General features: G+C 70.2%; 19 protein-coding genes. 7 read left to right on the top strand and 12 right to left on the bottom strand.

Annotated elements, in window-relative coordinates; genetic code table 11:
- Nucleotides 1-55: 55 nt before the first annotated feature.
- The 6 genes from glgA to ABH941_RS26785 all read right to left on the bottom strand — a co-directional run bounded on the left by glgA (nt 56) and on the right by ABH941_RS26785 (nt 5,750).
- Nucleotides 56-1,276: a glycogen synthase gene (gene glgA / locus ABH941_RS26810; protein WP_370132083.1), complete on the bottom strand. Its 1,221-nt coding sequence runs from the start codon at nt 1,274-1,276 to the stop codon at nt 56-58.
- A gap of 250 nt (nt 1,277-1,526) precedes the next feature.
- On the bottom strand, nt 1,527-1,799 hold the full coding sequence (locus tag ABH941_RS26805) for a hypothetical protein (RefSeq protein WP_084715467.1): 273 nt from the start codon (nt 1,797-1,799) through the stop codon (nt 1,527-1,529).
- 213 nt (nt 1,800-2,012) lie between these two features.
- Nucleotides 2,013-2,399 (bottom strand): hypothetical protein, encoded by a 387-nt coding sequence (locus ABH941_RS26800; protein ID WP_370132082.1) that lies wholly within the window; start codon nt 2,397-2,399, stop codon nt 2,013-2,015.
- A 33-nt stretch (nt 2,400-2,432) separates the two neighbouring features.
- Nucleotides 2,433-3,095, bottom strand: a complete 663-nt coding sequence (locus ABH941_RS26795) for a cytochrome b/b6 domain-containing protein (protein ID WP_370132258.1) — start codon at nt 3,093-3,095, stop codon at nt 2,433-2,435.
- Nucleotides 3,076-3,789 carry a molybdopterin-dependent oxidoreductase gene (locus ABH941_RS26790; RefSeq protein ID WP_370132081.1) on the bottom strand — a complete coding sequence of 238 codons (714 nt, stop codon included), beginning with the start codon at nt 3,787-3,789 and terminating at the stop codon, nt 3,076-3,078. Before ABH941_RS26790 ends, ABH941_RS26795 begins: the two co-directional genes overlap by 20 nt.
- A gap of 131 nt (nt 3,790-3,920) precedes the next feature.
- Nucleotides 3,921-5,750 (bottom strand): bifunctional UDP-sugar hydrolase/5'-nucleotidase, encoded by a 1,830-nt coding sequence (locus tag ABH941_RS26785; protein ID WP_370132080.1) that lies wholly within the window; start codon nt 5,748-5,750, stop codon nt 3,921-3,923.
- A 160-nt stretch (nt 5,751-5,910) separates the two neighbouring features.
- On the opposite strand from ABH941_RS26785, the gene ABH941_RS26780 reads away from it, so the two are divergent.
- Complete coding sequence (locus ABH941_RS26780; protein ID WP_370132079.1) at nt 5,911-8,466, top strand: DEAD/DEAH box helicase; 2,556 nt, start codon at nt 5,911-5,913, stop codon at nt 8,464-8,466.
- A gap of 42 nt (nt 8,467-8,508) precedes the next feature.
- Here ABH941_RS26780 and ABH941_RS26775 read toward each other — a convergent pair whose 3' ends face one another.
- Nucleotides 8,509-9,330: a trans-aconitate 2-methyltransferase gene (locus ABH941_RS26775; RefSeq protein ID WP_370132078.1), complete on the bottom strand. Its 822-nt coding sequence runs from the start codon at nt 9,328-9,330 to the stop codon at nt 8,509-8,511.
- 146 nt (nt 9,331-9,476) lie between these two features.
- On the opposite strand from ABH941_RS26775, the gene ABH941_RS26770 reads away from it, so the two are divergent.
- Both ABH941_RS26770 and ABH941_RS26765 read left to right on the top strand, forming a co-directional pair.
- Complete coding sequence (locus tag ABH941_RS26770; RefSeq protein ID WP_370132077.1) at nt 9,477-10,139, top strand: response regulator; 663 nt, start codon at nt 9,477-9,479, stop codon at nt 10,137-10,139.
- A gap of 21 nt (nt 10,140-10,160) precedes the next feature.
- Nucleotides 10,161-11,423 (top strand): sensor histidine kinase, encoded by a 1,263-nt coding sequence (locus ABH941_RS26765; RefSeq protein ID WP_370132076.1) that lies wholly within the window; start codon nt 10,161-10,163, stop codon nt 11,421-11,423.
- A 39-nt stretch (nt 11,424-11,462) separates the two neighbouring features.
- Here the strand turns inward: ABH941_RS26765 and ABH941_RS26760 are convergent, their stop codons facing one another.
- A complete protein-coding gene (locus ABH941_RS26760; RefSeq protein ID WP_370132075.1) occupies nt 11,463-13,256 on the bottom strand; it encodes a phosphatidylglycerol lysyltransferase domain-containing protein in 1,794 nt (597 codons plus the stop codon).
- Nucleotides 13,257-13,566: 310 nt separating this feature from the next.
- Between ABH941_RS26760 and ABH941_RS26755 the strand changes: the two genes are divergently transcribed.
- Nucleotides 13,567-14,103, top strand: a complete 537-nt coding sequence (locus ABH941_RS26755; protein ID WP_370132074.1) for a hypothetical protein — start codon at nt 13,567-13,569, stop codon at nt 14,101-14,103.
- 65 nt (nt 14,104-14,168) lie between these two features.
- On the opposite strand, the gene ABH941_RS26750 is transcribed toward ABH941_RS26755, so the two are convergent.
- Nucleotides 14,169-15,479: a hypothetical protein gene (locus ABH941_RS26750; RefSeq protein ID WP_370132073.1), complete on the bottom strand. Its 1,311-nt coding sequence runs from the start codon at nt 15,477-15,479 to the stop codon at nt 14,169-14,171.
- Between the two features lie 288 nt (nt 15,480-15,767).
- Between ABH941_RS26750 and ABH941_RS26745 the strand changes: the two genes are divergently transcribed.
- Entirely contained in the window at nt 15,768-16,412 is a 645-nt protein-coding gene (locus ABH941_RS26745; protein ID WP_370132072.1) for a hypothetical protein, read from the top strand.
- On the opposite strand, the gene ABH941_RS26740 is transcribed toward ABH941_RS26745, so the two are convergent.
- The 3 genes from ABH941_RS26740 to ABH941_RS26730 form a co-directional block, all read right to left on the bottom strand.
- Entirely contained in the window at nt 16,413-16,793 is a 381-nt protein-coding gene (locus ABH941_RS26740; protein ID WP_042409810.1) for a hypothetical protein, read from the bottom strand.
- A gap of 14 nt (nt 16,794-16,807) precedes the next feature.
- Nucleotides 16,808-17,026: a toxin-antitoxin system HicB family antitoxin gene (locus ABH941_RS26735; protein WP_030265696.1), complete on the bottom strand. Its 219-nt coding sequence runs from the start codon at nt 17,024-17,026 to the stop codon at nt 16,808-16,810.
- Nucleotides 17,027-17,129: 103 nt separating this feature from the next.
- On the bottom strand, nt 17,130-17,507 hold the full coding sequence (locus ABH941_RS26730; RefSeq protein ID WP_370132071.1) for a tetratricopeptide repeat protein: 378 nt from the start codon (nt 17,505-17,507) through the stop codon (nt 17,130-17,132).
- Nucleotides 17,508-17,629: 122 nt separating this feature from the next.
- Between ABH941_RS26730 and ABH941_RS26725 the strand changes: the two genes are divergently transcribed.
- Both ABH941_RS26725 and ABH941_RS26720 read left to right on the top strand, forming a co-directional pair.
- The gene (locus tag ABH941_RS26725) at nt 17,630-18,223 is read left to right on the top strand and encodes an AAA family ATPase (RefSeq protein ID WP_370132070.1); all 594 of its coding nucleotides are present in this window, start codon (nt 17,630-17,632) and stop codon (nt 18,221-18,223) included.
- 42 nt (nt 18,224-18,265) lie between these two features.
- Nucleotides 18,266-18,835, top strand: coding sequence for an O-methyltransferase (locus ABH941_RS26720; protein WP_370132069.1), 570 nt, complete (start codon nt 18,266-18,268; stop codon nt 18,833-18,835).
- The last annotated feature ends 325 nt before the right edge of the window (nt 18,836-19,160 follow it).

Genomic DNA, 19,160 nt, shown 5'->3' with positions numbered 1-19,160 from the left:
CTGTTGGTGTCGACACAGCTGTCCCTCAGGACGCCGAAGATCAAGACGCCGCTGCTCAAGACGCCCGTCCCAGCGCGTCCTGGTAGACCTGCACGGTGCGCTGGGCGATGGCGTCCCAGCCGAACTCGGCGACCGCCCTCTCCCGCCCGGCCGCGCCGAAGCGGGCCGCGCGTTCTGGGTCCAGCGCCAGGCTGTCCACCGCGGTCGCCAGCGCCTTCTCGAACTCCTCGGCGTCCCGGCCCTCGTAGGGCACCAGCAGGCCGGTCCGGCCGTCGTCGACCACCTCGGGGATGCCGCCGACGGCCGAGGCGACCACGGCGGTGCCGCAGGCCATGGCCTCCAGATTGACGATGCCCAGCGGCTCGTAGACCGAGGGGCAGACGAACACCGAGGCCCTGGAGAGCAGTTGCACCACATCCGGACGCGGCAGCATGTCGGCGATCCAGTGCACGTGCTCCCGGGCCGCGCTCAACTCGGCGAACAGCTCCCGGAACTCGCGGTCCACCTCCTCGGTGTCGGGGGCGCCCGCGCACAGCACCAGCTGCACGTCCGGGTCGAACCTCCGGGCGGCGCGCAGCAGATGCGGCACGCCCTTCTGCCGGGTGATCCGGCCGACGAAGAGGACGGTTGGCCGGTCCGGGTCGATGCCCAGCCGCCGGAGCACGTCGGTGCCGTGGTCGGGGTGGTAGAGCACGGTGTCGATGCCGTTGTGCACGACCGGGACCCGGGCCGGGTCCAGGGCCGGGTAGCAGGCGAGCAGGTCCCTGCGCATGCCGTGGGAGACCGCGATGACCGCGTCCGCGGCTTCGACGGCGGTGCGCTCGACCCAGCTGGAGACCGCGTAGCCGCCGCCCAACTGCTCGGCCTTCCAAGGACGCAGGGGCTCCAGCGAGTGTGCGGTCAGCACATGGGGGATGCCGTAGAGCAGCTTCGCGAGGTGGCCGCCGAGGTTGGCGTACCAGGTGTGCGAGTGCACCAGCTGGCGGTCGGCGACGGCCGCGGTCAGGGCGAGGTCGACGGAGAGGGTGCGCAGCGCGGCGTTGGCGTCGGCGAGATCCGGGGCCGGGGCGTGCCGGTGCAGTCCCCGCGTGTCCGGGGTCTGCCCCGGCCACGCCGTGCCGCCCAGCGCCCAGCTGTGCACGTCCAGGTCGACGATTCCGCGCAACTCCCTTGCCAGGAACTCGGCGTGGACGCCGGCCCCGCCGTACACATCGGGTGGGAACTCCCTGGTGAGGAGCCCGACCCTGAGCCGCTCCCCGCGCGCCGTGCCGTCCATCGCCCGCCCCACCTCCGCATGACCGAGGCCGCCGTCCGTGCAGGGATACCCTTGCCCAGCAGACGGGTGTTCGATCCCCATGCCGCCCGATTGATCCATACTTTCGGATACCGAGGGGTAGATCGACTCTGTTCACACGGGTTTCATCAGGCCGACTCACAAGGCCGACTCAGAAGGACGGGGCCGGTACCTCCCCGGGCATGCCAAACCCGGCCAGGACCTGAGTGGTCATGGCCGGGCTGACGGCGAACTACTTGCGGCCGCCGAAGAGCGAGCGGGTAAGACGCTTGAGCGGCGCGAGAAGCACCATACGGGCACCCTGATTGGGGCGCGCCGCCGGAGTGCTGACCCCACGGGGCGTCAGCTCCCTTATGAGGCCGACCGCTTCCGCCACATCCACCTGCGGGAGCGCAGGCGCGCCGAGTACGGCGAGATGACGGTCGAGCCGTCGGCTCGCCGCTCCAACGCCGCACTGGACCGCGGGAACCCGCGGCCTACTGCGCGCATGCTGCATTTGATTCATATCCCACCCCTTGGAAGGCACCAGGGCCGTGGAGCGAAGACTATCCGCCTAGTGAGGTCGGTGTGCAACTGTTCCGTCCAGGAGCACCTTACCCGTCCTGTCCAGGGCGGCGTCGGGAGGTCCCCTCGGCATGGATCCTGGCCCGATCCCAGCTGCGGAAACCCCTCCGCGCGGGGGCGCTTGACCTCCGCCCAGGGCGTGCGGACCGGAAGTTCACGCCCGCTTCGCCGGCAGACGCGCGGGCTCCGGCCCCGACAGCAGCGCGGAGATCCCGAATCCGGACAGCCCCAGCCCCAGCAGGTCCAGCAGCGTCGCCGCACCGAAGGGGAGCGGCCACGCCCCGAGCGCCCGGACGTTCAACTGGCTGACCTGCCAAGGCCACTGGCGGGCCGCAGCGGCCGGGGCCGCGAACAGCGCGACCCCGAGCCCGCCCAGCACGGCACCGGACGCCAGCATCGGCGCGGCCAGGTGCACCGACAGCCATCCCCACGCCGCCAGCACCCCGACCAGCTCGCCGGAGCGCAGGTGCAGGGTGCCCCGGCCGAGCAGCAGGGCCGCCAGCATCAGCACCATGAACAGTGAGGAGCTGAGGACGCTCACCCGGGCCTGGGGCCCTTCGACATGTCGGCAGGACTACAGGTCGACATTGCTGCTTGTCCGGTCGGAGTCGCGCTCCTCACCGTCCTCCTCGGTCCACAGCGCGTGCTCGCGCCTGGCCCAGGCGCGGGAGACCCGCCCGGTGCGCATCCCGTACCGGGCCTCGGGGTCCTTGAGCGCCATCCGGATGTGCCCGATGACCAGGATGCCGACGACCAGCGCCAGCCAGTCGTGGACGAAGGAGGCCCCGGTCCGCACCGTCAGCGCGGAGAGGTGCGGGAACCACATGATCAGACCGGTGCCGACCATCACCAGCACCGCGCCGGCGATGAAGGCCGAGAACAGCTTCTGCCCGGCGTTGAACTTCCCGGCCGGTCCGGCCGCCCTGGTGCCGTGGCGCACCGCCCGCCAGGCCCAGCCCTTGTCCTGTGTGCCGAACCGGTTCAACCGGGTCAGGTCGGCGCGCAGCGAGCGGAAGAAGATCCCGGCCAGCAGCGGCGCCGGGAGCAGGATCCCGGACCACTCATGGATGATCACCAGCAGTCGGCGCCGCCCCACGATCTCGGCCAGGAACGGCAGATAGAGACAGGCGGCAGTGATGATCGCGGTCATCATCAGGGTGGAGGTGGTCCGGTGCACCCACCGCTCCACGGTGGTGAACCGATAGCGCTCGCCGGGGTCAGCCGGAGGTCGGTGCATCGTCACGCCCGTTGGACTTCCCGACCCAGGCTTCGACGTCATATCCGTACTGCTCCCAGTAGCCGGGCATGACCCGGTCCGTGACGGTGATGCCGGACAGCCACTTGGCCGACTTGTAGAAGTACATCGGCGCGGCGTAGAGCCGTACCGGACCGCCGTGCGCGTCGGTGACCGGCGCGCTGTTCATCCGGTGCGCCACCATCATGTCGGGGCGCCGGGCCTCGTCCAGGGTCAGGCTCTCGCTGTAGACGCCGTCGAAGCAGGTGAAGCGCAGCGCCTTGCCCTCCGGCCGCACCCCGGCCGTGTCCAGCAGGTGCGACAGCAGCACCCCGCCGAACTCAGTGTTGGGCACCCGCCAGCCGGTCACGCACTGCACATCCTTGACCAGGGTGGTCTGCGGCATCGCCTGCAGCTCGGCCAGGGTGTAGGTGGCGGGGCGGTCCACCAGGCCGTCGACGGTGAGCCGGTAGTCCTGGTCGCTCTTGTGCGGCAGCGAGTTCGCGACGTTGTAGATCTGGAAGCCCCCGCCGCCGGGCAGCAGCCCGGTCAGTCCGGTGGGGTCCTTGGTCTCGATCGTGGCGAGGACACTGTCGATGCCGTTCTGGAACCGCGCCCCGAAGGCCACCCCGGCGGCCCCGAGCGCGGCCACGCCGAGCACGACCCTGCGCCCGACCGGCCTGCCGTCCTTGTTCATGTTTCAAGTTCACCACGCGGGACCGGGCACAACCAGCAAAAACGGGCCGTTTTCAGGATTCGGTAAGGTGTCTGGTCCTGCCATGCCCCTGTTCAAGGCAGGACCGGACACCTCTCCGTCCCCTGGTACGGCTAGTACAGCGGCACGCCCGCGCGGACCAGGCGCCAGCCGGGGCTGGCCGCGAAGTCGGCCGGGTTGATCTGCCCCTTGGCCTTGACCCAGGTGATCATCGTGTTGCGGATCTCGTCCGAGCTGGTCCAGATCTGCGTGGCCGTGGCCACGTGCGGGAAGTTGCCGCCGCCGTTGGCGCGGTAGTTGTTGATCGCCAGCACGAACTGCTGGGTCAGGTCCAGCGCCGCACCCTTGTAGGTCACATTGAGGACGCGGGAGCCGGCCGGCTGCGACACGTCGATGTCGTAGCTGAGCCCGTACACCTCGTCGTAGTTGTAGTCGGGCAGGTTGTTGGCGTTGGTCAGCGCGGACTCCACGATCGGGGCGCCCACCGCCAGGGTGTTGTAGTAGTTCGCCGAGAACTCGATGTAGTCCACCAGCTGGGCGCCGGTCAGGACCATGGCGGCCAGGGTGTTCTCGTAGATGTAGAGGCCGGCGGCGTCGCGCAGCCGGACCGTGCCGGCCGGGATGTCGGCGGTCCGGTTGAACGGCGCGGCCTGGGCCAGCACCGGCAGGCTCGCGTAGGAGGTGCCCGCCAGCCCGGTCGTCACCGCGTCCACCATGACCTTGCCGATCAGGTCGACGATCGGCACGTCCTGGAACGGCGCGCGGGCGATGCTGAGATCCACCGTGGAGGTGCCGATGACCTGGTTGACGTAGGCGACCACGGCCGCGTGCTCGTCGGCCAGCAGCTTGACGACCTTCGGGTCCTCCTCGTAGGCGTTGGAGTTGAGCACACTGGCCACGCAGGAGGTGACCTCCCAGCTGCCGTGCACCAGCTCGACCTCGAAGTCGAAGCGGCTCAGCCGCATGCCCCACTTCAGCGGCTCGGAGAGCACCACGGTCTTGCCGGTCGCGGTGTTGGTGACCAGGCGCTGGTCCACCTCCTTGTGGGTGTGGCCGACCAGGATCGCGTCGATGCCGGGCACCTGCTGCGCCATCTCCGCGGCGGCGTCCTCCGGCCAGGGGATCTGGTCGCCGTAGGAGCTGGCCTCGTCGATCCCGGTGTGGGAGGAGACGACCACGACATCGGCGCCGGCGCTGCGCGCCTTGGGCACGTAGATCGCGGCCTGCTCGGCGATGCCGCCGAAGGTCATCTTGCCGCTGACATTGGCCTTGTCCCAGATCGCGATGCCGGGGTTGGTCAGACCGACGATGCCGACCTTGATGTCCGGCAGGTTCGGGACGCAGATCCGCTTGATGACGAAGGGACGGAAGGCGGGCTTGTTGGTCTTGGGATCCAGGGCGTTGGCGGCCAGCAGCGGGAAGTCGCACTGCCGCTCGAAGGCGCGCAGGGTGGGGATGCCGTAGTTGAACTCGTGGTTGCCCAGGGCCGCCGCGTCGTAACGGATGTGGTTCATCGCCAGCGCCATCGGGTGCTTGGGCGCCTTCCGGCCGCCGACCGTGATCGGGTCGACCCGGGCGAAGTAGTAGCTGAGTTGGGTGCCCTGGATGATGTCGCCGGCATCGATCAGCAGCGTGCGGTGGTGGCCGATCTCGTCGCGGAGGCCGTTCACCATGGTGGAGATCTTGGCCAGGCCGACGTCGTTCTGGGCCTTGTCGTCGTACTCGGCGTTGTTGAAGTAGTCCCAGTTCACACAGTTGCCGTGGACGTCGGTGGTGCCCAGCACAGTGAAGCTGTAGGTGGGGTTGGGCTTGGGCTGCTTCCCCGCGGACTGGAGCTCGGGGGAGGCGGCCTCGGCGCTGGCCGAGGTCGCTCCCGCGACGACGGCGGTTCCGGCGGCCACGGCCGCGGAGCGGGCCACGAAGTCACGGCGGTTCAGGGGCACTGGGTCTCCAGAGGAGAGGAGGGCAGGATGAGGTAGGCACCATCTCGCCGGACGCGCGTAGATGGACGCGCGTAGAAGTCTGCACCGCCACCCCTGCGCCGCGATAGACCCGGGATGTTGCCGTCAGGTTTCAGATCATGGAACGTCCCGTGGCGCACCGATGGACCACGGACCGACGGGAACCAGGCAAGATGGACCAGTGACCTTGACTGATCTCATCCCCGCCGATCCCCAGCCCGACGATCTCTTCACCGCGTTCGCGGGCTGGGCGGAGGAGCGCGGAATCACCCTCTACCCGGCGCAGGAGGAGGCGCTGATCGAGATCGTCTCCGGGTCCAACGTCATCCTGAACACCCCCACCGGCTCGGGGAAGAGCCTGGTCGCAGCGGGTGCCCACTTCGCCGCGCTGGCGAACGGGCAGCGGACCTTCTACACCGCCCCGATCAAGGCACTGGTGTCGGAGAAGTTCTTCGACCTGGTGAAGATGTTCGGCACCCAGAACGTCGGCATGATGACCGGCGACGCCAGCGTGAACCCGATGGCGCCGATCATCTGCTGCACCGCCGAGGTGCTGGCCAGCATCGCGCTGCGGGACGGCGCCCAGGCCGACGTCGGCCAGGTGGTGATGGACGAGTTCCACTTCTACGCCGAGCCGGACCGGGGCTGGGCCTGGCAGGTGCCGCTGATCGAGCTCCCGCAGGCGCAGTTCCTGCTGATGTCGGCGACCCTCGGCGACGTCCGCCGCTTCGAGGCCGACCTCAAGCGCCGCACCGGCCGCCCCACCACCACCGTCAGTTCGGTGACCCGCCCGGTCCCGCTGTTCTACGAGTACCAGCGCACCCCCATCCACGACACCCTGGAGCAGCTGCTCTCCACCGGGCAGGCACCGGTCTATGTGGTTCACTTCACCCAGGCCGCCGCGGTGGAGCGGGCGCAGGCGCTGATGAGCATCAACATGTGCTCCAAGGCCGAGAAGGACGCCATCGCCTCGCTGATCGGCAACTTCCGCTTCACCACCAAGTTCGGCCGCAATCTGTCGCGGTTCGTCCGGCACGGCATCGGCGTGCACCACGCCGGGATGCTGCCCAAGTACCGGCGGCTGGTGGAGCGGCTGGCCCAGGCCGGGCTGCTCAAGGTCATCTGCGGCACCGACACCCTGGGCGTCGGCGTCAACGTCCCGATCCGCACCGTGCTGTTCACCGCCCTGTCCAAGTACGACGGGCAGCGGGTCCGGCTGCTGCGGGCCCGGGAGTTCCACCAGATCGCCGGGCGGGCCGGGCGGGCCGGCTTCGACACCGTCGGCACGGTCGTCGCCCAGGCCCCCGAGCATGTCACCGAGAACGAGAAGGCCCTGGCCAAGGCCGGGGACGACCCCAAGAAGAAGCGCAAGGTGGTCCGGAAGAAGGCCCCCGACGGCTTCATCTCCTGGGGCGAGGAGACCTTCAACAAGCTGATCGACGCCCAGCCCGAGCCGCTGGTGTCCAAGTTCCGGGTCAGCCATCTGATGCTGCTGTCCGTCATCAACCGCCCCGGCAACGCCTTTGAGGCCATGCGGCACCTGCTGATGGACAACGACGACGACCCGAAGGCCCGCCGCCGGCACATCAGCGAGGCCATCGCCATCTACCGCTCGCTGCTGGCGGGCGGCGTGGTCGAGCGGCTGGACACCCCCGACGAGACCGGGCGCATCGTCCGGCTCACCGTCGACCTCCAGCAGGACTTCTCGCTCACCCAGCCGCTCTCCACCTTCGCCCTGGCGGCGTTCGAACTGCTGGACCTGGAGTCCCCCTCCTACGCCCTGGACGTGCTGTCCGTGGTCGAGGCCACCCTGGACGACCCGCGCCAGATCGTCGCCGCCCAGGAGAACAAGGCCCGCGGCGAGGCCGTCGCCGAGATGAAGCGCGACGGCGTCGAGTACGAGGAGCGGATGGAGCGGCTCCAGGAGATCAGCTACCCCAGGCCGCTGGAGGAGCTGCTGGGCCACGCCTACGAGGTCTACCGGCGGGTCCACCCCTGGATCGGCGACCACCCGCTGCGCCCCAAGACCGTCGCCCGCGACCTCTACGAGCGCGCGATGACCTTCACCGACTACGTCGGCTTCTACGAGCTGGCGCGGACCGAGGGCCTGGTGCTCCGCTACCTGGCCGGCGCCTACAAGGCGCTGGAGCACACCATCCCGGACGACCTGAAGTCCGAGGACCTGCGCGACCTCATCTCCTGGCTCGGCGAGCTGGTCCGCCAGGTCGACTCCAGCCTGCTGGACGAGTGGGAGAAGCTGGCCAACCCGGAGGACGAGGAGGAGCGCGAGCAGCAGATGCTGGACGAGAAGACCGCGCCGGTCACCGCCAACGTCCGCGCCTTCCGGGTGCTGGTCCGCAACGCGATGTTCCGCCGGGTGGAGCTGGCCGCGCTGGAGCGCTACTACGACCTCGGTGAGCTCGATGCCGAGGACGGGGGCTGGGACCAGGACGCCTGGGCGGACGCCTTGGACGCCTACTGGGACGAGCACGAGGACCTGGGCACCGGACCGGACGCCCGCGGACCGAAGATGCTGATCATCGACGACGAGTCGGTGCAGGGCGCCTGGCTGGTCCGGCAGATCTTCGATGACCCGGCCGGGGACCACGACTGGGGCATCAGCGCCGAGGTCGACCTCGCCTCCTCCGACGAGGAGGGACGCACGGTGCTGCGGGTCACCGGGGTCAACCGGCTCTGACGGTTCAGACGGCGCTGACGGCGGGCGGGGTCGCCGCAGGATTCAGACGACCCTGGCCAGGAGCAGGTCGCTACGGGTGACCATCTCGATGCCGCCGCCATGGGCGTCCAGCAACGCCGCCACCTCGGCTTGGACGGCGGCGCGGGCTTCGGCGCTCATGATCCGGTAGGCGGAGATCGAGGTCAGGTAGTCGATATAACGCTTTGTCGGATAGTGGACCGGCGTCTTGAACCGAAGGTCCCGCAGATCGGTGAAGCGCCCCCGCATCAGCGCCTCCTGCGAGGACCAGACGGACTCGTCGCCGTCCGGGGGCTCGATGGTGTCGCTCATGTTCCAGCCCGCCATGGTGTGCGGGGTGAAGGTCAGCTCGTAGCGCGCGTCGATCTCCGCCAGCCCGGCGTGCATCTCCGGGTCCATCACGCCGTGGTGATTCCAGAAGAGCGCGACCGCACCGCCCGGGGCCAGCGCCGCGTAGGCCAGGTCCCAGCGGACCTCCTCGGGGACCCAGTGCCAGGCGGTGGCTGCGAAGAGCAGCCCGAAGGTCCTGCCGTCGCGCTCCCAGCTCTCGAACCCGGCCTGCTCGATCCGCACCCCCGGGTAGCCCGCGGTCTTGCGGCGCAGCAGTTCCGCCATCCGCGGGTCCGGCTCCACGCAGACGATCGGCACACCCCGCTCGGCGAAGGCGACGGTGGCCTTCCCGGTCCCCGCCCCGATCTCGACCGCACCCCGGTCACCCGGGTCCGCGTAGCGCAGCACCTCGCTCACCAGCTCGGCCGGATAGTCGCGACGGACTGCGTCATAGAGATCGGCGACCTCGCCGAAGACCGTGTTGCGCGCCGAGTCGTCCCGCTGTTCCGTCGTCATCCCCACCATCCGTTCGTCCATATGATCGATGGACAGACAACATAGCCGCCCCGGTCAGGTGAGCGTTCGGCAAGCCCGTGCTCCCTGCAGCCCCTGCCTCTCGTACTCTCGTCCCAGAGGTCCATCCAGAAGAAGAGGTCACCGAGTTGATCCGTGTGGTCATCGTCGACGACGAGACACTCGTACGGTCGGGCCTGAGCCTGATCGTCGGCTCGGCGGCTGACATCGAAGTCGTCGCCACCTGCTCCGGCGCCGAGGCCCTGGAGACCGTGGACCGGCACGCCCCGCAGGTCGTCCTGCTCGACATCCGCATGCCGGACGTGGACGGCATCACCGTGCTCCGCTCGCTGCGGGCGCTGCTGCGGCCGCCCGCCGTGGCGATGCTGACGACCTTCGACACCGACGAGTACATCGGGACGGCGCTGCGCGGCGGGGCGGCGGGGTTCCTGCTCAAGGACACCGACCCGGAACAGCTGATGCACGCGGTACGGGTGCTGGCCGGCGGCGGCCGGGTGCTCTCCCCCGCGGTGACCGACACCGTCATCGCCGGATACCTGGACGCCGGGCCCGACCGTCAGACCGCGGCCAGGCTGGGCACCATGACCACCCGGGAGCTGGACGTGCTCGCGCTGCTCGGCGAGGGCCTGTCCAATGCGGAGATCGCCGCCCGGCTGTTTCTCAGCACCGGCACGGTCAAGGACCACATCAGCGCGATCCTCGCCAAGCTCGGCACCTCCAACCGGGTGCAGGCCGCTGTCTTCGCCCACCAGGCCGGACTGCTCGGCGGCGGATCAGCGCCGCGGGCATGACCACGGATGTGATGTGACCGGATGAGCACCACCGCCGAGCCGCTCCGTCGTTCACCGAACCCGCTGTCCCCGAACCCTCAGTACCCGAACCCCCAGTACCCGGGCCACTGGTACCTGAGTCCCTGGCTCACCGTCCCGGTCCCCGTGGTGCTGTCCGTCTTCGACGCGCTGCTCGCCAACGACCTCACCTCCGTGCTCCAGATGTCGACCTCCCTGCTGGCCGCGGCGGCGCTGCTGTTCCGCCGCCGCTGGCCGCTGGCCGTGATGCTGCTGACCCTGCCCGGTCTGCAGCTGAGCTACATCTGGCTGGCCCCGATGATCGCGCTCTACACCCTGGCCGCAGCCGAACGCCGGCGCTGGGTGGTGGGCGGCTGCGCGCTGCTGCTGGCCGTGGCCCAGTTCCTGCCCTGGCCGTACAGCGATGTACCGGTGCAGTGGGACCGGACCACCGCGCTGGCGGCGATGTACTCGCTGATGACCGCGATCGCCCCGGTGGTGCTCGGCCTGCTGGTGCTGACCCGTCGCGAGCTGGCGGTCAGGCTGGACGAGCTGACCCGGGGCCAGGAGCGCGAGCAGCGGCTGCTGGCGCACAGCGTGCTGTCCACCGAGCGGGCCCGGCTGGCCCGGGAGATGCACGACGTGGTCTCGCACCAGGTCAGTCTGATCTCCATCCAGGCGGGCGCGCTGCAGGTACGGGCCGACGACCCGGCGGCCACCGCCGAGGGCGCCCGGGCGATCCGCCAGCTGGCGGTGAAGACCCTGGAGGAGCTGCGGCAGATGGTCGGGGTGCTGCGGGCGGCCGGCGGCGACGGACGGGAGCTCTCGCCCCAGCCGACCCTGGCCGACCTGCCGCGGCTGGTCGCCGCCAGCGGGCTGGACGCGGTCCTGGACGCCGCAGTCCTGGACGCCGTTTCACAGCAACAGCACTTGGCGGTCTGGCCCGAGCCGGTGGAGCGGGCGGCCTACCGCACCGTCCAGGAGTCGCTGACCAACATCCGCAAGTACGCGCCCGGGGCCTCGGTGACCGTGCGAGTGCGGGCGGACGGCGGCAGGCTGCAGGTCGAGGTCCGCAACGGCCCGGCCGCGCCCGGGGCCGAGCCGCTGGTCCTGCCGAGCGGCGGCCACGGCCTGGTGGGCCTGCGCGAACGGGCCCAGCAGCTCGGCGGCAGCCTGCTGGCCCGGCCCACCCAGGAGGGCGGCTACCTGGTCAGCGCCGTCCTCCCGCTGCGCCCCGAGGGCCAGATCCCGGCCCAGCCGACCGACGACCAGCGGGCCGACGACTAGCGGGCCGACGACTGGCGGGATGGTGCCCGTCAGGCCGGGTCAGGCCACTCGCTCCAGCTCCCGGTCCGGCTCCGGCAGCGCGGCCTGGCCGCGACGGCGGCGGCCGAGCAGCGATGGCAGCCGGGGCGCGGCAATGAAGCCTTCGGCGCAGGCGTTGACCATGGCGATCCTGGGCAGGTCCCGGGTGCGCTCGAACAGCACGTAGCGCGGCTCCCACTGCGGCCGGTACTTGGCGTTGGCCCGGTACAGCGACTCGATCTGCCACCAGCGCGAGAAGAACATCAGCACCGAGCGCCAGGACCGCAGGAACGGTCCCGCGCCGAGCCTGGATCCCCGTTCGAAGACCGCCCGGAACACCGCGAAGTTCAGCGACACCCGCTCGATGCCCAACTGCCCGGCGCCCTGGAGCAGTTCGATGACCATGTACTCCAGCAGGCCGTTGTCGGCCTCCCGGTCACGGCGCATCAGGTCCAGCGACAGGCCGTGCTCGCCCCAGGGGACGAAGCTCAGCAGCGCCCGCAGTTCGCCGTCGGCGTCCCGGCACTCCAGCATCACGCACTGGCCGTCGGCAGGGTCGCCGAGTCGTCCCAGGGCCATCGAGAAGCCGCGCTCGGTCTGGCCGTCGCGCCACTGGTCGGCCCGGCGGACCAGGGTTTCCATCTCGGCCTCGGCGATGTCGCCGTGCCTGCGCAGCATCACGCTGTAGCCGGCGCGCCGCACCTTGTTGTGCGCCTGGCGCACGCCGCGCATCGCGCGCCCTTCGAGGCTGAACCGGTCCACCTCGACGATGGCTTCGTCCCCCAGTTCGAGGGCGTCAAATCCATGCCGTGCGTAGACGGTGCCGCCCTCCTCGCTGGCGCCGGTCACCGCGGGGACCCAGGCGTGCTCCCGCGCCTGCGCCAGCCAGGCCTCGATCGCGCCGGGCCACGCCTCCACATCACCGATGGGATCCCCCGAGGCCAGTGACACCCCGCCGAGCACCCGATAGGTCACCGCGGCCTTGCCGGACGGGGAGAAGACCACCGACTTGTCGCGGCGCAGCGCGAAGTACCCCAGCGAGTCGCGCTCCCCGTGCCGCTCCAACAGCGCCCGCAGCCGTGCCTCGTCCTCGTCGCCGAGGAACTCCTTGCCCTTCGGCGAGCGGAACAGCGCGTAGAGCACCAGCAGCAGCACTCCCACGCCCAGCACGTTGACTGTGACGTCCACCCAGCCCGGCACGTCCACATGCAGGTCGACGTCGCTGTTGAAGCCCAGGGTGATCGCGCGCAGCAGCACGTAGTGCATCCGGCCGGGCAGCGAGGAGCCGGCCTCGGTGTTGGCCGCGCCCACCAGCAGCGTGCCGGCCAGCAGGGTCAGCAGGCCGCCGCCGACCAGCACCCCTGCGGCCAGCCGCGGATTGGCCCGGTCGCCCTTGGCCCGGAACTCGCGGCGGCCCACCAGCAGCGCGACCGCGAACAGCGCGGTGACCACCGCGGTGGCCCAGTTGAAGCCGTGTTCCCTGATCTCCGGGCGCCGCACCATCGCGACCAGCAGGTCGACCAGCAGCAGTCCGCAGATCACCGCGTTGGCGATCCAGGCCGCGCGCTTGCGGCGGTTCATCATCACCGCCATGAGCAGCGCGAACACACCGGAGGTGAACCCCGCGGTGAGCAGGTAGGGGGTGTAGTAGTCACCTGTGTTGTGGTGCCGCACCTGCTCCCGCAGGGTCACCGAGACCGCGGCGAAGAGATTGAGGAAGCCGACCGCTCTCAGGTACCAGACGACGGATCGGGCAGCGATGCGCCGCGTGCGCGGCGCTGCCGGGGTTGAGGCTGGGACTGGGGCTCGATGCATGCTACGGCTCCATAGCGGACACAACTGGACTGCGACAGAAGGACGGTCAGGTTGAATACTGCCGCGTCGATCTTGGTCGGACGTCCCTCCAGAGTCCTGCTCGGGCCCCCGCCGATCGGCTGGTCCTGCACCCCCTGAGTGCTTTTACCGCAGGCAGGCGGAACCGTGGGGGGCGGCGGATTCGTCCCATACTCGCCTCGGTTCGACCATCGAACCGGAGTGCGATACAGGCGGCGCGGGGGGCTCGACGCTGCCTGCAGGAACACAGGGACGGGGGAGCATGGACGACCCGGGGACGACGAGACGGGCCGTGGCAGCAGCACTCATCGCGGCTCTGCTGACCATGGGCGCGGGCGCCTGCGCCCACACCGGCGCGGCAGGCGGGTCCCCCGACGGCGGCTCGCGCGGCGGGCACTCCAGGGACCGCCGTCCGAGCCGGCTCGACCCGGTGGTGCTGCGCCTGGCTCCCTATCTGGAGCGGCACTTCGCCGGCAGCTACACCACGGTGGTGATCGACAGCCCGCACGACCGGCTGGTCGTCTACCGCGTCCCCGACCCGGCTCTGGACGCGGCCGCGCACTCGGTGGCGGGCCGCACCCGGCTGTTCTTCGTGGACTCCCACTACCCCTACGGCCGCCAGCACGAACTGCTGGACCGGATCGGCGCCGACCTGGGCTACTGGCGGCGCCAGGGCATCCGGATCACCTCCTGGACCGCCAGCAACGGCGTCCGCTGCGCGGTCCTGGTCACCACCGTCCGGGGCACCGGCGCCGACCAGCGCGCCTTCGACGCCCGCTACGGCACGGGCCTCGTGCAAGTCAGCAGGGGCGGCCCGGGCCCGGCCTGACGGATCAGGCCGGGCGGGGGCGTGCGGGGCGTGCGGGGCGTGCGGGGCGTGCGGGGCGGACCGTGTCAGGCGTGCGAGGGCGACGGCTTGGCCGAGGCGCTGGACCTGGCCGCGGCGGGAGTGGTGTAGTCCGCCCAACTGGTCGGCGTCTGCCCGACGTCCAGCGTGCGCAGCTTCGCGAGCACGGCCGGGTCCTGCGCCTCCAGCCACTGCACCAGCTGCCGGAAGGACACCAGCCGGACGTCGGGCTTGGACGCGATCTCGCGCAGCGCCGCCTCGACCGACCGCATGTAGATGCCGCCGTTCCAGCTCTCGAAGTGGTTGCCGATGAAGTAGGGGGCGCGATTGGTGGTGTACGCGCGGTTGAATCCGGCCATGTACGCGCCGTAGGACTGCTGCTGCCAGCCGGGTCGCTTGGCCGGGTCGCCGTTGACGCTGGCGTTGGACTGGTTGGCGAGCATGTTGTAGTCCATCGACAGAACCTGGAAGCTGTGCCCGGGGAACGGGATGGACTGGAGCGGGAACTCCCACAGCCCCTTGTAGAACCCGGGCCAGACCTGGTTGCCGCCCGGAGAACTGGCGTCGTACTTCCAGCCCATGGACTTGGCTGCGGGCAGCATCGCGTCCCGGCCCAGCAGGCAGGGGGTGCGCCCGCCGATCAGCTCCTTGTGGTAGTCGAAGGGCAGCGCCGGCAGGTCATGGAAGCCGGTGTTGGTGCGCCACTTGGTGACAAAGCCGACGGCCTGCTCCAGCTCGCTGCGCCACTGGGCCGAGTTCCAGGTGCCGACGCCGTTGCTGGGGCTGCAGAAGTGGCCGTTGAAGTGGGTCCCGATCTCATGGCCCTCCAGCCAGGCCGCACCGACCTGTTGCAGCGTCATCCGGATGTGGTCGTCGGCCAGGTAGCCGATGTCGGACGCTCCCGGCTGGTGGCCGGGCGGCAGGTAGACATCCTTCTTGCTCTCGGGCAGGAGGTAGATGCCGGAGAGGAAGAACGACATGGTCGCCTTGGTCTCCTGGGCCACCTGGCGGAAGTGCGAGAACAGCTTCTTGCTGTCCTCGCCCGCGCCGTCCCAGGAGAAGATGACGAACTGCGGCGGCCGCTGACCGGGCTTCAGCCGCTCGGCGACCGGCTGGTGCGGCTGCGGCCCGGTGTCGGAGGTCGAGCCGTCACCGATCGGAACGGCGCCCGCGGAGCTGGGCCCCGCGGAACCGTCGGCGGAGCCGGGACGCGCCGAGACCGTAGCCCCGCCGGGCTTGCCGTCCCCGGCCGAACCTCTCGCCGAACCGGAACCGTCCGCGCAGGCGGTCACCCCCAGAGCAGTGGCCGCCGCGACGGCACCTCCGGAGAGTACGTTCCTGCGGGACAGAGCGCCCATGGGGGTCACCAGGCCTTCCGGCTAGTTCGACTGCATTGCTGTGCGATTACTGGGAGGAGTCTGACGGCTGAGACGCAGAGAACAGCCAGCCGGTTTCGTCCCGGATTGCGGGCCGACGATCTCACTCGGACCCCACAGTACGCACATAGAATCGCTGTACCGAGCACCCAAACCCGTCGGTGGCCCGCCTCGTGTTCCTTTACCCTGCCTTTATGCCTGTCTTCACCTCGCCGATCGCACACACGTCGCCCCCAGGAGTTCACCCTCCGGTCCGGGCGGGGGCACCCCATGACTGACTGGGCGACACTTTCCAACCTGGGCACGGCAGCAGGCACGCTCGTCCTGGCCGCCGCCACCTTCTCGGCGGTCCGCTCGGCGGAGCGCTCCGCGCGCGCGGCCGAACGCTCGGTCCAGGCCTCCCTGCGGCCGCTGCTGATCACCTCCCGGGCCGAGGCGCCGAAGCAGAAGGTGCTCTGGCAGGACGGCCAGTGGGCCCATCTGCTCGGCAGTGCCGGGTACCTCGCCCTGGCGAACGAGGCCGTCTACCTCGCAGCGTCGATCCGCAACGTCGGCCCGGGCCTCGCCGTCATCCACGGCTGGCGCATCGGCGAACGCCCCCAGTTCGCGGAGCACGAGCACCCGCCCGTCAACGACTTCCACCGCCAGGCCCGCGACCTCTACATCGCCCCGGGCGACACCGGCTTCTGGCACGCGGCGGTACGCGAGACCACCGACCCCGACCACGCGACGCTGCTGGCGCAGATGAAGGAACGCGACCGCGTCAACATCGACCTGCTGTACGGCGACGGCGAGGGCGGACAGCGCACCATCAGCCGGTTCTCCTTCATGTCGAAGCGCGAGGGCGCGAACGAGGACGAGTGGTTCTGCCAGGTCGTCCGCCACTGGAACGTCGACCGTCCGGACCCGCGCTGACTAGTCGAGGTCGGTGAGCTGCCGCAGCGCCTCCGCCGTCGCGAAGACATCCGCGCGGCGCTCCTTCGCGTGCTCGACCAGATCGGCGAGGGCGAAACTGTTGGGCAGCTGCTTGATCCCCGCCATCGCGAGGTACGAGCGGGTCAGCGTCGCCGCATAGAACTCGTTCATCGGGCTGTCGAGCGGCGGGCACACCGCCAGCGTGTGCAGCAGGGCCGCCGCGCGCCAGCAGATGTCGCGCGGCTCCTCATCAGCCACCAGCACCACGTCGGTCGCATGGCGGGCTATCGCCGCGCTGATCCCCGAGGGATCCCACACGGTCGGGTCGGAGGGAAGGTGGTGTGCCAGGACGTTCCACGCCCATGCCTCGTCAGCCTTCACACTCAGTTCCCTCGTCACGCGGTCTTACGTCCGAACCGCTCTTGGAAGTAGGCCCAGTTCTCAGCCGTGTTGAACTCCGCAGCCGCATCGAGCGATCGCTGGCGATCGGCGTCCAGTTCCCGCTTCGCGACCTCCGTCACGAGTGCCGTGATCGTCGTCCCCTCAGCTGCCGCCCGCGCCGCCAGACGGGCGTGGAACTCTTCATCCACCCGAATGGTGATGTGCTTCGACATGGCATCAGCGTACAGCGCCCGTGCTGTACGGTCGACGCCCCCTGGCCCCCCGCTCCGGGCCGCGGCACTGGCCACCGCCGCCCGGAAACGTCGAACCCACCGGTCAGAGCGCCGCATCGGCCTCGTCCACGGCCCTGACCGACTCCGGAAATTCACCCGCGAAGGCATCCGCGATCCGCAGCCAGGGCTTCGCCTCCTCCGCCCGGCCCTGCCGCTGCAGCGTCCGTCCCAGCATCAGGTGCGCATAGTGCTCGACCGGATCCCGCTCGATGACCTCGCGCAACTGCGCCTCGGCCCGCCGCAGCTGGGCCGAGTGGTAGTAGGCCCGTGCCAGCAGCAACCGCACGTCCACCTGCTCCGGCAGCTCGGCCACGATCTCCTCGATGATCCGCGCGGCCTCGGCATAATCCTTGGCTTCAAAGAACAGCCCGGCACGCCGCCACTTCTCCGCCACAGCCTCTTCCACGTACTGCATCGCCATGCGCCCTGCTCCTCTCGGATCCTCTCGGTCCGGGTGACCGGTCGACCGGTCACCCGGTCACCCGCCTCAGCATCCTTGAGCACTCAACTATTCCTGTGTTCCTGGCGCCGGCTCAAAAGCCGTTGCGTGATCACCTCCGGCAGCGATCTGCTGACCCCATGCCCACTCCCGCGACCCCAGCCGTCATCCTGATCACCGGCGTGATGGCCTCGGGAAAGTCCACCGTCGCCGCACTCCTCGCCGAGCGACTGCCACGCGCGGCCCACATCAGAGGCGACGCCTTCCGCCGCATGATCGTCTCCGGCCGGGCGGAGATGACCCCCGACGCCGACGCCGACTCCGACCTCAGCAGCGAGGCCCGCGCCCAACTCGTCCTCCGCCATCGCCTGGCCGCCCTCACAGCCGACGAGTACGCCGCCCACGGCTTCACCGCCGTCGTCCAGGACATCGTCCTGGGCCCCGACCTCACCGCATGGGTGCACCGCATCCGCACCAGGCCTCTGTACGTCGTCGTCCTCGCCCCGTCACCGGAGACGGTCGCCGCCAGGGACAGCCAACGCAGCAAGACCGGATACGGCCCCTGGACGGTCGAATCGTTTGACCGCCACCTCCGTGACCACACCCCACGCATCGGCCTCTGGCTGGACACCTCCGCCCACACCCCCGAACAGACCGTCGCCGCCGTCCTGGCCAGCCTGCCGAAAGCAGCAGTCTGAGCCCCCCCTTGTCCAATCACCCATCCAGCCAGGGAGAATGCCATGGCCACCACCGCGCCCGCCATCCCCAGCCGCGTAGCGGCCGCGGAGCGTGCCGCCGCAACGGCGGGGTTCAAGCTCAGTTGCACACCCGAGGTCGGCAGACTCCTCAGCCTGGCCGCCGCGGCCAAGCCCGCCGGCACCATCGCGGAGAGCGGCACCGGCTGCGGCGTCAGCACCGCCTGGCTCCACAGCGGCCTCGGCCGCGGAGCCCGTCTGGTCACGGCCGAACGCGACGAAGCCCTGGCCCGCACCGCGGCCGCCCTCTTCGCCGACGACGAACGCGTACACGTCCTCGCCGGCGACTGGCGCCTCCTCGAACAGCACGCACCCTTCGACGTCTTCTTCTGCGACGGCGGCGGCAAACGCGACGCCCCACAGGAGGTAGTCGACCTCCTCGCCCCCGGCGGCATCCTCCTCCTCGACGACTTCACCCCGTCCCCTGAGTGGCCACCCCGCTTCGCCGGCACGGTCGACGAACTCAGGCTCTTCTACCTCACCCACCCCGACCTCCAGGCCACCGAGATCCTCACCACCCCCACGACGTCGGCGGTGCTGGCGGTGCGGCGGTAGGAGGTGGTGGTGGGTGGGCGGTGAGTGGTGGTGCGGGATCCCTTTGGCTGCCGAGCCCCCTTCCTGTGGCCGGGTGTCCGGTGCGTGTTCGCTCCCGCTGAACCACCATCACTTCCATGGGGCACGGAGGTCCGTGCGTGGCTGGGGCGGCTCGCTCCGCTCGCGGCGACTACGAGGAGCCGGGGCAGGGGCAGGGCACCGTTGCCGGGCGGCGGGTCGGTTGGGGGTGTGGCGTGCAGAAACGTTCCTGCCGGGGCCGGGGGTGGTTTTGGGGTCACTGCCCATACGTTCGGGTCACTGGTCCGACGGATTCTGCCCGCTATGT

This window comes from Streptacidiphilus sp. EB103A (genome assembly GCF_041261405.1).
In the GTDB taxonomy this organism is placed as follows: Bacteria; Actinomycetota; Actinomycetes; order Streptomycetales; family Streptomycetaceae; genus Streptacidiphilus.
Note: the sequence above shows the minus strand (reverse complement) of the source record. Positions and strands in the feature narration are given on the sequence as shown.